This is a genomic window from Candidatus Hydrogenedentota bacterium (assembly GCA_013359265.1).
GTDB lineage: Bacteria > Hydrogenedentota > Hydrogenedentia > Hydrogenedentales > SLHB01 > JABWCD01.
Genome location: JABWCD010000010.1, coordinates 110,020 through 124,131, shown reverse-complemented (window position 1 = coordinate 124,131; position 14,112 = coordinate 110,020). Strand labels below are relative to the sequence as shown.

Sequence of the window (14,112 nt, the reverse complement as noted above, 5' to 3'; positions counted from 1 at the left end):
GTCGCACGCGCTCGCCGACAACTCCGCCGCCGGCCACGCCCCCGGTGGTTTACAGACTGAACAGGAGAATGATGAAATCGAGGAAGCGCCCGACCCCGTTGCGCAGGGCGTTGCCTATGAGCGAGAGTATCTGCGCCAGTATCAGGAGATTGGTCAGGTCAGGCAGTTGCTGCGCCGGTGCGGGGCGGTGAGGACGTTTACGCATGGAACGGGGACTCCTCTTCGTTTCCGTCAACGTGTTGCCAGCCATTTTGCCGCGTCTTTCGCCCAATACGTAAGGATCATTTTCGCGCCGGCGCGGCGAATGGACGTAAGCGATTCGAGCGCGGCGCGTTTCTCGTCAATCCATCCGCGTTCAGCCGCCGCCTTGAGGATCGAGAATTCGCCGGACACGTTGTACGCGGCGATGGGCACGTCGAACCGGTCCGACGCCGCGCGCACGATATCCAGATACGGCAACGCGGGCTTTACCATGATAATGTCCGCGCCTTCCTCGATGTCGAGTGCAATTTCCCGCATGGCCTCGCGCGCGTTGGCCGGGTCCATTTGGTACGACGAACGGTCCCCAAACTGCGGGGGCGATTCCGCGGCGTCGCGGAACGGACCGTAAAACGCGGAAGCGTACTTTGCGCTGTAGGCCATGATGGGCAGATCGGTGAACCCGGCCTCGTCCAGTCCCTTGCGAATCGCGCCGACTCGGCCGTCCATCATGTCCGATGGCGCGACCATGTCCGCGCCCGCGCGGGCATGGGCCAGCGCCTCCTTGACGAGCAGGCCGAGCGTCGCGTCGTTGTCGACATCGCGCACGCCGTGACGATTCGTTTTCAAGGTGCCGCAGTGCCCGTGATCGGTGTATTCGCACATGCACACATCCGTAATCACGCAGATATCGACGCCCGCTTTCTTGATCGCTTCGACCGCCTTGCACACGATTGCGTCGTGAATGTACGCGCCGGTGCCCAAGGGGTCCTTCGATTCCGGAATGCCGAACAGAATGATCGCGGGCACGCCTAGATCGGCGAGCGTCTTTATTTCTTCCACGAGCGTATCAACCGAGAACTGAAAGTTCCCGGGCATCGACGCGATGGGATTGCGCACACCGCTTCCGGGCCGCACGAACAGCGGCATAATGAGATCGTCGACAGACAACGTCGTCTCGCGCGTCATGCGGCGCAGTGCCGGCGTCGCGCGCAACCGCCGCATTCGGGTCTGCGGAAAGCCCACTGTTACATCCCCTTCTGTTCGTCTACTATCCGGATTGGCGCCCAATTCCCGCGACGATTGCATCCACTAAATGCGGAATATCGTGCGTGTCCGGTTGGATTCTAACATGCATGCCCAAATCTTCCGCCGTTTTGGCCGCTATTGGGCCGATCGAGGCGAACGCCGCCGTCTGCTTCACTATCCCGATGCGCTCCGGCCCGAGCATGTCGTGAAAATTGCGCGCTGTCGAGGAACTGGTAAACGTAACCAGATCGGGCCTATACGCGATGAGCGCGTCCGCGCGTTCGTCCGACGAACGCGGGGCGACGGTGCGGTACGCCACGAGTTCCTTCACGTATGCCCCGCGCTTGCGCAATTCTTCAGGCAGGAAACCGCGGGCGATATCCGCGCGCGGCAGCAGGAATCGCTTCCCTTCGAGTGCCGGCTCGCGTTCGATCAACGCGGCCATGAGGTCCTCTGCGACGTACTTCTCCGGCATCAGGTCCACCCGCAGGAAGCGCTTGCGCAGCGCCTCGGCGGTCGCCGACCCGATGACGCAGAGCTTCACGCCGGCCAGGTCGCGCGCGTCCTTGCCCGCCTCCTCCAGCCGCTCGAAAAGCATTTCGACGCCGTTCACACTCGTCAGAATGATCCAGTCGTATTCGCCGATTTCGCCGAAGGGTTCTTCAATCTTGGCGGGCTCCACTTCGATCGTCGGGAACTCGAAGATGTCCGCGCCCAAATCGTGCAACTGCCGGACCAGTTCGCCGGCCTGGTTGCGCGCCCGCGTCACGACGATGCGTTTTCCGAACAGAGGCAGACTCTCGAACCATGTCAAGCGATCGTGAAGCGCGGCGACTTCCCCGATGACCACAACGGCGGGCGGCACAATGTTCTCGCGCCGGCACAACTCGTGAATGTCGGCAAGCGTGCCGACGACGGTGCGCTGGCTGGGGTGCGTTCCCTGCGATACAACGGCGACCGGCGTATTCGGATCGCGGCCCAACGCCACCAGCTTGGCGGCAACGATCGGGAGGTTCTTCACGCCCATATAGAAGACAAGCGTCCCCCGCAGCCCAATGCTCGCGGGATCGATCTCGCCGGATTCGAGCGCTTGTTCATCGTGACCCGTGATGAGGGTCACACTGATCGACGCGCCGCGATGTGTCACCGGAATGCCCGCGTATGCGGGCACCGCGATGCCCGCCGTCACGCCGGGCACAACCTCAAACGGGACGCCCTCGGCCGCAAGGGCCATGGCCTCCTCTCCGCCGCGCCCGAACACGAATGGGTCGCCGCCTTTGAGCCGCACAACGCGCTTGCCGCGGCGCGCGCGATCGACGAGCAGCGCGTTGATCTCCGGTTGCGTCAGCGTGTGCTTCTCGGTCGCTTTACCCGCAAAAATGTGCTCCGCATTTGGAGCGAACTCGAGCAGCGCGGGGTTTGCGAGCGAGTCATAGATGACAACGTCCGCGTGTTCGAGGCATTCGCGGCCGCGCACCGTGATGAGACCAACATCGCCCGGGCCAGCGCCCACAAGATAAACCTTGCCGTGCGAATCGCTCATCGGATTGCCGCGATGATGTCCGCCGCGCCCATTTCGCACAGCGTTTCCGCGGCGCTCGCGCCCAACGCCGCGGCTTCGCCAATCGGGCCGCTGATCTCGGTGCGCAACACTTTCTTGCCATCAAGGCTGCACACACACGCAACCAGCGTAATGGACGCGCCGTGCTGACGCGCAAGTGTCCCGATGGGGACCTGGCATCCGCCTTCGAGCGCGCCGAGGCACGCACGTTCGGCTGTTACTTCCGTGGTCGCACGCTCGTCTCGTATGCGCGACACAATCTCCTCGACGCGCGCGTCGCCCCCGCGTATCTCGATCCCGAGCGCGCCTTGCGCCGTCGCGGGAATCATGACGCTTTCGGGAATCGTCGAACGAATGGCCTCTGCCCGGCCTATGCGCACAATGCCCGCGCGGGCGAGAATCGTGCCGTCGATATGTCCGTCGGTGACCTTGCGAATGCGCGTCTCTACGTTCCCCCGCAGATCGACGACGTTCACATCGGGCCGGTACGCCAACAGTTGCGCGCGGCGCCGCAGGCTCGACGTCCCGATCGTCGCGCCATCGGGAAGCGCGTCGAGCGAATCGTACCTTGTCGACACGAATACGTCATGCGGGTCTTCGCGTTCGGGAACGCACCCCAACGCAAGTCCATCGGGGAGTTCGGTCGGCAGGTCTTTCAGACTATGAACGGCAAGATCGATGCGGCCATCCATCAACGCAATTTCGAGTTCGCGCGTGAAGAGACCCTTGCCGCCGATTTGCGACAGCGGCGCGTCGAGTATCTTGTCTCCCTGGGTATGAATGATTTCGATTGCGACTTCCAGTCCCGGGATTGCCGCGCGAAGCATTTCGCCGACAGCCTTCGACTGCGTCAACGCAAGGTTGCTGCCGCGCGACCCGATGACAAGACGCGGCATTACGAACCCTCCTTGAGTCCAAACAGCCGCTTCACAAGGTGCAGTACCTTGCTCGGATCCTGGTCGGCGACTTCGCGTTTGAGTTGAACGGTCGGGCGATGAAGCAGCGCGTTTGCGAAGCGCTTGGAATACACCGCGATTTCTTCCCGCTGCTTTTCCGTCAGGTCGGGCAGCGTAACGAACAACTTGTGCAACTCGCGTTCCCGGATAGCGTTGAATTCCGCCGCCATCGACACGATGGTCGGTTCGGCGACGAGACCCTGCAACCAACTCCAGAATTGCTCGACGCCTTCGTCGATCCGCTTCATGCACAAATCGATTTCCTGGCGCCGCGCATCGAGGTTTGCGTTGGCAACGCCCTGCAAGTCGTCCACGTCGTAGAGAAACACGTTGTCCATCTTCTTCACCGCCGGGTCCACGTTGCGCGGCACCGCAATGTCGATCACGCAGAAGGGCGCGTAACCGCGGCGCTTAAGCGCGCGCTGAAAATGCGCGGTCGACAGCAGGTACTGCGGCGCCGCGGTGGACGAGATGACAATATCGGCGCGGGGCAGGTTCTCTTCCATCGCCGTGAGCGGCAGCGGCTCGCCGCGAACGCGCTCCGCCAGGCTCATCGCCTTCTCTTCGCTGCGGTTCACCAGCAGCACGCGGTCCACACCGCGCGACACCAGGCTGCGCAACGTCACCTCGCCCATCTTGCCCGACCCGATGACCATCACCGTCTTGCCGGCAAGATCGGAGAAAATCGATACGGCGAGATCGACCGCAACGCTTCCAATCGATACCTTGCCCGCGCTGATGCTCGAACGCGATCGGACGTCTTTCGCAATGGCGAACGCGCGCTGAAACAGTACGCTCGTAATCTTGTCCGTGCATTGCTCCGATTGCGAGACGTTGAACGCGTCGTGCACTTGGCCGAGTATCTGCGCTTCACCGACAACGAGGCTGTCCAGACTCGACGCCACGCGAAATAAATGGCCGACCGCTTCGCGGCCGTCATACTCGTAGAGCGCCTCGTCGAATTCCGATTCGGGCACCTTGTGCCAGTCACCGATAAAGCGGCGAATCGTCGCGTGCGCTTCGCCCACCGCGGCCTCGGTGCTCGCGTAGATTTCGACGCGGTTGCACGTGCTCAAGACAACGACGCCCGCGTCACCCAGCAACCCGCGCAGGTGCATCAGCGCATTCGGCAACGCCGAGTCGGGAAAATGCAGCCGCTCGCGCAGCTCCACCGAACTGGTGTGATGGCTCAAGCCAACGACGACCAGATTCATGCGCGCGTGCTCCAGAACCCGAGGTCTTTCAGGTCGGTCACGCCGAGCAGCAGGTAAATGGCGAGCATCAGCCCGAAGCCGATGACCATGACGTACGCAAGCTTTTGCCCGCGAAGCAACCCCAAACGCCGCGAATGAAACGAGAAGGAATAGAGCGCGGCCATAAAGACCGCATAGAGAATTTTCGCCGAGAGCCACCAGCGGGCATCGAGTTCGTTCGAGTACAGATACGCGCCGACAAAACCGAGTATCAAGGTAATCGCGAAGAACGGATACCCCCACGCGATGAGACGAAACAGCGTCGCATCGAGGTGTTCGAGCGGCGGCAGCTTTGCGGTCGTGGCCGACGATAGCGGCGATTTCAGGCGCCGGGCCTGGACGATGTACACGGCGCTGGTGAGGCTAGCGATGAGAAACAGTGCGTAGGCGAGAAATGCCAGCCCGACGTGTATCGCGAGAAATACATCATTGAGTTCCTTCGGCTCGTCGTGCAGTTTCCCGAAACTGAGCATCACGTTGAGCAGCGACAGCGCCGCCAGGGGCGGCGCGTAATAGCAGACCAGCGGGCGGAGCGACTCGCGCCGGACCAATGCGATGACAATCGCCGTCGACATGACTAACAGGACATTGACAATGTCGACCATGTTCGTCAGCGGAATCCGGCCGTAGCTCGCCCATCGCAGGCAAAATGCCGCGAACAATAATCCGGCAGCCACGGCAATGGCGCGCTGAGTCACCCCCAGCATCCCTCCCTTGTCCGCGCGGAGGTACAGATACGACGTGAGCGTCGACGCCGCAAACAGCGCAAACGCGGCGTAAAACACAATATCAATCGCGAGCGACATGATCGGTTCCAATCCAATTGGTCTCAATGGGATAGGATACCTGAAACTGGCCTGATCCCGCCAGTTTACGTGGACGTTTGCGTCACATTCGGCTCTATCGCGGCGATAGCCAGATACACGACAAGCGACGCTGCCAGCGCGCACAAATACGGATAGGGTAACCCCATCTGAAAGTTCGCGATGAGCCACGCTCCGCTGCCAACCAGCAGCGACGCCCCCGCTGCCCATTTGCCGCCGTATCCGCTGAACATCGCGAACACCCCAACGATCAGTATCCCGGCGCTGCCGAACGCGGACGCTTCCTCCACCTTGTCGTGCACGGTGCCCTCGCGGATGGCAAAGAAGTACGCCGCCACGCCGAAGGCAATGACACAGCTACGCGCTAGCCGCACTTTCCCACGCTCCGAGATGCCCGGCATCACGGGCAGAATGACGTTGTGCGATGCGAGCGCGGCCGCGGCCAGAAGCGCGCTGTCAACCGTGGACAAAATGGCGGAGATGAGCGCGCCGGCGAACACGACGTATAGCGCTGGATGCAGGAGTTTCATCGCCACCGTTGGAAGAAACTGGTCCGGTTCCTCGATTTTGCCCACGAGCGAACTTCCCGCCAACGCAATCAGTACCGGCAAGGAGCCGACAATAAGGTAGATGCCGGCGCCCATGAACGCCGATCGCTGTGCAACCCGTTCGTCGCGCGCCGCCAACGTCCGCGACACGAGTTCCTGCGCCAGCACCGATCCGAAGATGGGCACGGCCCAGGCCTCAATACGCTCGAAAATGCTCGACTCAGAACCAAACAGGTTCAACCGCGTCGGATCGATTTGCGCTACAGCCGCGCTTGGGCCGCCAAGCGCGACGAAAACAGCGATGAAGGTCGCGAACAACCCGAGAATCAGCACGATGCCTTGCAGCACGTCCGTTACGGCGTCGGCGAGCAGCCCGCCGGAGCCGGTGTATACGATAACAACAAGCGCAGCCGCGGGAATCGACACCGCGACCGGTATCGTCGAGATCGCGGACACGACTTGGCCGAATGCATGTATCTGCGCGCCCGCCCAAATCACCGAACTCGGGATGATCACAATTGCCGCGATTTTCTCAACACCGCCGCCGTAACGCTGACGAAACAAATCGCCCAGCGTCGTCAATTGTCTGCGGTACAACGGCACTGCAAAAAGTGCACCCATCACAAGTAAGCAGATCGTGTAACCGAACGGGTCGGCCCTGCTACCCGACAACCCTTCGTCATACACCGCGCCGGCCGACCCGATGCACGTCTCAGCGCCAAACCACGTGGCAAACACGCTCATCGTCACCATCACGTAACCAAGTCGCCGGCCGGCAAGCAGGTAGTCGGTTTCCGTCTTGTTTCGGCGGGAAACGTAGAGGCCGACCGCGAGTTGCGCGAGCACGTAGACGATGACGCCGGTGAGGACCCAGTTCACGGACTAATCCAGCAGGCGTTGATCAAGGCCCTGGTACGCATCAACGCGGCGATCGCGCAGAAAGGGCCAAATGCGGCGAACGCGCTCGGTGCGCGCGCGCTCGATTTCGGCGAGGATGACCTGCTCCGCGTCGATGCCGCCTTGCGCGAGTACCTCGCCTTGGGGGCCCGCGGCGAAGCTGCTGCCCCAGAAGTGGATACCGTCGGAGGCGCCGGAGGGATCGGGCTCGAACCCGGTGCGGTTCACCACAACAAGCGGCAGCCCGTTCGCAATCGCGTGGCTGCGTTGAACTGTCGTCCACGCGTCGCGCTGGCGGTTCTTCTCGTCATCGGCATCGCTGGGCGTCCATCCGATCGCCGTCGGGTAAATGAGGATGTCCGCGCCCCGCAACGCCATCAGGCGCGCGGCTTCGGGGAACCATTGGTCCCAACACACCAGCACGCCGAGTTTGCCGGCGGACGTATCGATGGGATGGAACCCGAGATCGCCGGGCGTGAAGTAGAACTTTTCGTAAAACCCTGGGTCATCCGGAATGTGCATCTTCCTATACTTGCCGGCAATCGACCCGTCCGCTTCGAACACGACCGCGGTGTTGTGATAGACGCCGGCCGCGCGGCGCTCGAACAAGGACGACACAATCACTACGCCGGATTCGCGCGCCTGCATGCCCAATCGCGCCGCCGAGGGGCCGGGAATCGATTCGGCCCAATCGAAATACGACGTGTCCTCGCACTGGCAGAAGTACGGCCCGCCATGCAGTTCCTGCAACACGACGAGCTTCGCCCCGCGATCGGCGGCATCGCGAATGAACCGGAGAGAGAGCTCAAGATTCTGTTCGAGGTCGGCGCCACATGCCTGCTGCACCATCGCGACCGTCAAGGTGTCGTTCATACCTGAACTCCCGCGGGAATCTGCATGGTCACACAATGCAGCGAACCGTGCTGCACGATCAAGGGCCTGCAATCGATGCCTACGATTTCGCGCCCGGGGAAGCATCCGCCGATGATGTCCAGCGCTTTCGCATCCGCCGGATCGTTGTACGCGGGTACGAGCACCGCGCCGTTGACAATCAGAAAATTGGCGTACGTTGCCGGGAGGCGGTTCTTGTCGTCGTCGTAACACGCCTTCGGCCAAGGCAACGGTACAAGCGTGTACGGTTCGCCGTCGTCCGTGCGCAACGCGCGCAGTTCCTCTTCCATGGCCTTCATCGGTTTGTAGTGCTTGTCGCGCTTGTTCGAGCACGCAACATATGCAATGGTATTCGGACTGCAAAACCGCGCCAGTGTATCGATGTGACCGTCCGTGTCGTCGCCTTCGAGTTGACCGTGGTTCAGCCAAAGCACACGGTGCGCGCCAAGGTGTTCGCGCAGGACAAATTCCGCCTCCGATTCCGTGGTCTCTCCGTTGCGATTCGGATTCAACAGACACGATGTGGTCGTCAAAATCGTCCCGCGCCCGTCGCTCTCGATCGAGCCACCCTCGAGCACAACAGGGATCGATTCCATGAGGATGTCCCCAAACGCCTTCTGCGCGAAGAGCGCGGTCGTGAGTGCGTCATCGAGATCGGCAGGGTATTTGCCGCCCCATCCGTTGAAACCAAAATCGAGCAACGCCAACCCGCCATTGCGCTCGACCGTGATCGGCCCGTGGTCCCGCGCCCACGTATCGTTTGTGTCGGCCTTGTACGCGCGAACGTTTTCCATCACGGCGCCGGCGCGCTCCAACCGCTGCTTCACGTGTCCTGGATCGGAGCACGCAATCAGCACCACCTCGTAACGGCTGATAGCGGCTGCGATCGCGTCAAAACACGGTTCGACCTCATGGAGCGTCGGGCCCCAGTCGGAGTTTGCGTGCGGCCACGTAAGCTGGATGGCGGACTGCGGCTCCCATTCGGCGGGCAATCGCACAATACCGTGCCCAATCACGCCATCGCCCTCCGGGTCGCATACGGTAGTGCTGTAGGCAGGCGCGTGAGGAGAAATCCCTCACCAACAACGAGAGGAACTTCGGACGGGACCAATGATACCAACGGTGTAGAGATGCTCCGCGCTATATCGACGGCGTTTCGCCGGACGGTTGCGCGGCCCCTTCGGCGGGCGCTTCGCCGCAGATCAGTTCTTTCATCTTCTTGCCGGGGCGGAACGTAACCACGCGGCGTTCCGGCACAGGCACTTGATCGCCGGTGCGCGGGTTGCGGCCGATGCGGCTTGCGCGCGTCTTCACTTCGAACACGCCAAAATCGCGCAACTCCCAACGTTCGCCCTCGGCAAGCGTGCGGGAAATCGTATCGAAGGCCCCTTCAATGATCTTGGCTACATCGCTTTGCGTCATGCCGAGCGTGTTGGCAACTCGAATCACGAGTTCGCGTTTTGTCATTGTCACCGAGCCGGACCCTCCATTTGGCCGGGTAAGCACCCGAAAGTTGCTGTGCGGCATGGACCTAGCAAAATCTAAGACGATTTGGATTATACGGGAAGGGGTCCATTCGTGCAAGTCTTTTCCAGCCCACTGCTTATATGGGCCAACCCCGCCTTTTCACGGCTTTTTTGACTGCGGAGCGCCCCCCTCGTATACTGCCCGAAACAGTTCACCCCTCGGGAATATTCATGGAACCGGAGATCATCGCCGCCTTCATCATGCAGTACTTCTGCCTCGTCTTTTCCCTCAGCGTCCACGAGGCGTCCCATGCAAAAGTGGCGGAAATGTGCGGCGATCCCACCGCCCGGCTGCTCGGCCGCGTGACCCTGAACCCGGCCAAACACGTCGACCCCATCGGCACGGTGATTATGCCGATGATGATGTTCTTTACGCGGATTCCCTTCCTCTTTGGGTGGGCAAAGCCGGTGCCGTACAACCCCCGCAACCTCAAGAACCTCCGCCGCGATCCCGTCCTAATAGCCCTTGCCGGACCGGCGTCAAACCTTCTGATAGCGATTGTGACTATCCTGCTCCTGCGCATTGGGTTTATTGCCGTAGGCATCGAAACAATGCAGGACGTCTTCCTCTTGCAGCTTGGGATGCTGATGATCTACATCAACCTCTTGCTCGCGCTGTTCAACATGATCCCCGTCCCCCCACTGGACGGCTCGGCGCTGCTCGGTTTCCTGCTCCCCGATTCGGGCAAGCAGATGCTCGAATCCATCGGGCCCTTCGGCATCCTTATCGCTATTTTTATTTCCAGTAGATTCTTGAGCGGTCCGCTGGACTATCTTTTCGAACAGGCCACCTGGCTGGCGCTGTGGGGAATCCAACAAGGCTAAAGCGGACCAAAACCGGACGCAGACCAGAAACAGTTGATCGCGTCTCGTACTGTTTAGGTCCCTTTGGTCGTTTTGGTCCTTTTCGTCGTTTGTTCACCGTTACGCCGGTCCAAATCGCCGCCTTGCTTCCAAACTACTCGCTACTACGCTATTCGCGGTCTTTCTTCCCATCCCAGTGCAACACGCTGGGCTAATGGTTAGGAAACCATCGCGCAAAGGCATCATGTCACCGAGTCACACCTTCGCACATTCGCACCTCTACACCTTCACTCCCATACTCGTCGATCGGCCCCGATCCACTCTCCGCCCGAAACTCGAAACCCGCAATCATTCGCTTGCAACTCTGCCACCCTCGGCAAACTGCACCTCAGTCTTCCCAGGGGGGTGCCAACCCTGCGGCCACCAGAAAATCACGACTTACGACGAATTGGGCCCCCACCCCCCCTTGTTTCGTCAAAAAAGATTCCGCCACACCCCCCTGGCGGCGGTACCAAATCGGAGGCGCCACTGTGGAAGCGGCGCCTGCGACGACCGTGGTTCGACCGCCCCCTTGATTCGTCAAAAAGAACTCGCCACACCCCACCCAAGTTCAGACCCCAGGGGCAAAGAGCGTGCATGTCCTGTTTCCCGCACTGCCCCTCCGGAGCGCACGTTCATCCCCTTAGCGTGTGACCAGCCCGGAGTTCTAAAATAGTCGTCTTGCTTCCTGACTTCCTCGCTTCCTGACTTCTTAACTGCTGCACTATTCACTACTTCGCGATTTGCGAGTGCAACGCGCTGGGCTAATGGTTAAGAAACGATCGCGAACGGACATCGTCTCGGCGCCGTGAAAAACGGTCGCGCCGTTGGTATACTTTTCGCTTTCGCGTGCGGGCATAACCCGCAGTCTTTCAATCCGTTGAGCCGAGGAATCCCCGTGACGACGCCGAATACCGAGTTGCCGAAAAATTACGCGCCCGAAGAAGTCGAAGCCAAGTGGCGCGCGCATTGGCAGAACACCAATCCCTACACATATGACCCCTCCCGCCCGCGCGAGGAAACCTTTGTGGTCGACACGCCGCCGCCAACGGTAAGCGGCTCGCTGCACATGGGGCATATCTTCAGCTATTCGCACCAGGACTTCATCGTCCGTTTCAACCGCATGCGCGGCAAGAACATCTTCTTCCCCATCGGTTGGGACGACAACGGTCTGCCCACCGAACGGCGCGTCCAAAACCTGTTCAACGTGAAATGCGAACCGCACGTTCATTACGACCCGAACTTCAAGGCCGAACGTGGCCGCAAAGGCGATCCGCAACCCATCTCGCGCAAGAATTTTATTGAACTCTGCGACATCGCCACGAAGGAAGACGAAGAAGTCTTCCGCCACCTGTGGCAACGCATGGGCATGTCCTACGACTGGGACCAGGAATACGCCACCGTCAACGAACACTGCCGCAAGATTTCTCAGTTGAGCTTCCTCGAACTGTTGGAAAAAGGCGAGGTCTACCAGGCCGAACGGCCTGTGCTGTGGGATGTCGATTTCCGCACCGCCATTGCGCAGGCGGAATTGGTCGATAAGGAAGTACCCAGCGCCTACCACTTCCTGCGATTCGGCATCGAAGGCACGAGCGATTACCTCGTGATTGCGACAACCCGCCCCGAATTGTTGCCCGCGTGCGTGGCGGTGCTGGTCCATCCCGACGATGATCGATACAAGGGTGTCATCGGCAAGAATGCGGTCACGCCACTTTTCCATGCGCCCGTACCCATCATGTCCGATGCGAAAGCCGATCCCGAAAAGGGTACGGGCGTCGTGATGGTGTGTACGTTTGGCGACCAAACGGACGTCGAGTGGGTCAAGACGTACAACCTGCCAACGCGTCAGGTGCTGGACCGCGATGGTCACTTACTGCCTGTCAAGTTTCTACATCCGCGTGAAGTCGATAGCGCGCACCGGTTCGTCAGCATCGAGCCGGATCAAGCGAATCACGTCTACTCGCAATTACAGGGCAAGTATGCGAAGCAAGCACAAAAAATAATTGTCGAGATCGCAAACACGACCGATGGCGTCATTGATCGTCCCAAGCAAGACATGACGCACGCGGTCAAGTACTTCGAGAAAGGCGACCGACCGCTCGAGTTGATCCCTGCCCGGCAATGGTTCACGCGCATCCTCGAACACAAAGACGCGTTCGTGGGACAAGGCCGCAAGATTCAGTGGCACCCCGCGCACATGGCGGCGCGCTATGAGAATTGGGTGCTCGGCCTCAACCAGGATTGGTGCCTAAGCCGCCAGCGTTTCTTCGGCGTGCCGATCCCCGTGTGGTACAAGCTCGGCGAAAACGGCGAAGTGCTCTACGACGAGGTCATCAAGCCGCGCGCAAACCAGTTGCCAATCGATCCGCTTGACGACGTTCCCGGCGGTTACACCGCGGATCAACGCGACGTGCCCGGCGGTTTCACCGGCGACCCGGACGTCTTCGATACATGGGCCACCAGTTCGCTCACCCCCCAAATCGCGACACATGGGCCGCTGAATCCCGAGCGCCACAAGAAGCTGTTCCCCATGGACGTGCGCCCGCAGAGCCACGAGATCATCCGCACATGGGCCTTCTACACAATCGTGAAGGCGTGGATGCACGAGCGCGAAGTGCCCTGGTACAACGTCATCATCAGCGGATGGATTCTCGACCCGGACCGCAAGAAAATGTCCAAGAGCCAGGGCAACGTCGTCACGCCGGAACCGCTGATCGATCAGTATGGCGCGGATTGCGTCCGCTATTGGGCGGGCCGCGCGCGTACCGGCGTGGACACCGCATTCGACGAACAGGTTTTCAAGGTCGGCAAACGCCTCGCGACAAAACTGTTCAACGCGTCGAAGTTCGTGCTCGGGCGCTTTGAAAGCATCGACCCCGCGCTGCTCGGCCCGGAACGCGTCACGCACGAAACCGACCGCGCAATCGTCCGCGAGTTGCGCCCGCTCATCGAGCGCGCCACCGCCGCCTTCGACCAATTCGACTACGCTCAGTCGCTGCAGCTCACGGAAGACTTCTTCTGGGGCACCTTCTGCGACAACTACGTCGAACTCTCAAAACCGCGCACCTACGAAGAAGAACTCAGCGAAGGCCGCCTCAGCGCCGCCTCAACGCTGCGCCTCGTCCACCGCGCGCTGCTCCGAATGTTCGCCCCCTTCATGCCCTTCCTCACGGAAGAAATCTGGCACTGGACCTACGCCAACGACCCCGGAATGAACGAAACCATCCACCGCAGCCCCTGGCCAACGCCGGAGGAATTTAAATCGATCCCCTTCCCAATGCACGCGTCCACGTATCAACGCATATCCGACGTCATTGCGGAAGTGAGAAAAGAGAAAGCGCGAAACAACCTCAGCATGAAGGCCCCAATAACTCGAATCGAAGTGATTGCCGCCGGAGACGATTTCGCAGCTTTAGAGTCTGTCTGGGGTGACATAAAGGGGATGTTGCACATCAATTCAGTCGAGTTGCGGACAGCCCCGTCCGCTACTAGCATGCAAATTAGCATCGACTTCCAGTTATTGACGTAAAAACGGCATCGATTTACCGAGACGGCACCGCCTTCATCGAAGCTGCATTCGCGAATC

Annotated in this window: 12 protein-coding genes; 2 read left to right on the top strand and 10 right to left on the bottom strand. The window is 60.6% G+C overall.

Features of this window, described 5'->3' with window-relative positions; all coding sequences use genetic code 11:
• Nucleotides 1–49: 49 nt before the first annotated feature.
• From HUU46_11110 to HUU46_11065, 10 genes are all read right to left on the bottom strand, one after another.
• The gene (locus HUU46_11110) at nt 50–205 is read right to left on the bottom strand and encodes a hypothetical protein (GenBank protein NUM54183.1); all 156 of its coding nucleotides are present in this window, start codon (nt 203–205) and stop codon (nt 50–52) included.
• A gap of 26 nt (nt 206–231) precedes the next feature.
• Nucleotides 232–1,287: a porphobilinogen synthase gene (gene hemB / locus HUU46_11105; protein NUM54182.1), complete on the bottom strand. Its 1,056-nt coding sequence runs from the start codon at nt 1,285–1,287 to the stop codon at nt 232–234.
• Nucleotides 1,250–2,770 (bottom strand): uroporphyrinogen-III C-methyltransferase, encoded by a 1,521-nt coding sequence (cobA, locus tag HUU46_11100; protein ID NUM54181.1) that lies wholly within the window; start codon nt 2,768–2,770, stop codon nt 1,250–1,252. The genes hemB and cobA overlap by 38 nt, the downstream gene beginning before the upstream one ends.
• Entirely contained in the window at nt 2,767–3,684 is a 918-nt protein-coding gene (gene hemC / locus HUU46_11095) for a hydroxymethylbilane synthase (GenBank protein NUM54180.1), read from the bottom strand. Before hemC ends, cobA begins: the two co-directional genes overlap by 4 nt.
• Nucleotides 3,684–4,958: a glutamyl-tRNA reductase gene (locus HUU46_11090; GenBank protein NUM54179.1), complete on the bottom strand. Its 1,275-nt coding sequence runs from the start codon at nt 4,956–4,958 to the stop codon at nt 3,684–3,686. Before HUU46_11090 ends, hemC begins: the two co-directional genes overlap by 1 nt.
• A complete protein-coding gene (gene ccsA / locus HUU46_11085) occupies nt 4,955–5,803 on the bottom strand; it encodes a cytochrome c biogenesis protein CcsA (protein NUM54178.1) in 849 nt (282 codons plus the stop codon). The genes HUU46_11090 and ccsA overlap by 4 nt, the downstream gene beginning before the upstream one ends.
• 65 nt (nt 5,804–5,868) lie before the next feature.
• The gene (locus HUU46_11080) at nt 5,869–7,248 is read right to left on the bottom strand and encodes a sodium:solute symporter family protein (protein NUM54177.1); all 1,380 of its coding nucleotides are present in this window, start codon (nt 7,246–7,248) and stop codon (nt 5,869–5,871) included.
• A 3-nt stretch (nt 7,249–7,251) separates the two neighbouring features.
• On the bottom strand, nt 7,252–8,127 hold the full coding sequence (locus HUU46_11075; GenBank protein ID NUM54176.1) for a carbon-nitrogen hydrolase: 876 nt from the start codon (nt 8,125–8,127) through the stop codon (nt 7,252–7,254).
• A gap of 8 nt (nt 8,128–8,135) precedes the next feature.
• Nucleotides 8,136–9,158 carry an agmatine deiminase family protein gene (locus HUU46_11070; GenBank protein NUM54175.1) on the bottom strand — a complete coding sequence of 341 codons (1,023 nt, stop codon included), beginning with the start codon at nt 9,156–9,158 and terminating at the stop codon, nt 8,136–8,138.
• Between the two features lie 139 nt (nt 9,159–9,297).
• On the bottom strand, nt 9,298–9,624 hold the full coding sequence (locus HUU46_11065; protein ID NUM54174.1) for an integration host factor subunit beta: 327 nt from the start codon (nt 9,622–9,624) through the stop codon (nt 9,298–9,300).
• Nucleotides 9,625–9,854: 230 nt separating this feature from the next.
• Between HUU46_11065 and HUU46_11060 the strand changes: the two genes are divergently transcribed.
• Nucleotides 9,855–10,508 (top strand): site-2 protease family protein, encoded by a 654-nt coding sequence (locus HUU46_11060; GenBank protein ID NUM54173.1) that lies wholly within the window; start codon nt 9,855–9,857, stop codon nt 10,506–10,508.
• A 916-nt stretch (nt 10,509–11,424) separates the two neighbouring features.
• Nucleotides 11,425–14,055, top strand: coding sequence for a valine--tRNA ligase (valS, locus tag HUU46_11055; GenBank protein NUM54172.1), 2,631 nt, complete (start codon nt 11,425–11,427; stop codon nt 14,053–14,055).
• Nucleotides 14,056–14,112 lie beyond the last annotated feature (57 nt).

Excerpts from the sequence above, each read along its gene's own strand:
- HUU46_11110 (NUM54183.1), bottom strand. The coding sequence starts at position 205 with ATGCGTAAACGTCCTCACCGCCCCGCACCGGCGCAGCAACTGCCTGAC.
- hemB (NUM54182.1), bottom strand. The coding sequence starts at position 1,287 with ATGCAATCGTCGCGGGAATTGGGCGCCAATCCGGATAGTAGACGAACA.
- cobA (NUM54181.1), bottom strand. The coding sequence starts at position 2,770 with ATGAGCGATTCGCACGGCAAGGTTTATCTTGTGGGCGCTGGCCCGGGC.
- hemC (NUM54180.1), bottom strand. The coding sequence starts at position 3,684 with ATGCCGCGTCTTGTCATCGGGTCGCGCGGCAGCAACCTTGCGTTGACG.
- HUU46_11090 (NUM54179.1), bottom strand. The coding sequence starts at position 4,958 with ATGAATCTGGTCGTCGTTGGCTTGAGCCATCACACCAGTTCGGTGGAG.
- ccsA (NUM54178.1), bottom strand. The coding sequence starts at position 5,803 with ATGTCGCTCGCGATTGATATTGTGTTTTACGCCGCGTTTGCGCTGTTT.
- HUU46_11065 (NUM54174.1), bottom strand. The coding sequence starts at position 9,624 with ATGACAAAACGCGAACTCGTGATTCGAGTTGCCAACACGCTCGGCATG.
- HUU46_11060 (NUM54173.1), top strand. The coding sequence starts at position 9,855 with ATGGAACCGGAGATCATCGCCGCCTTCATCATGCAGTACTTCTGCCTC.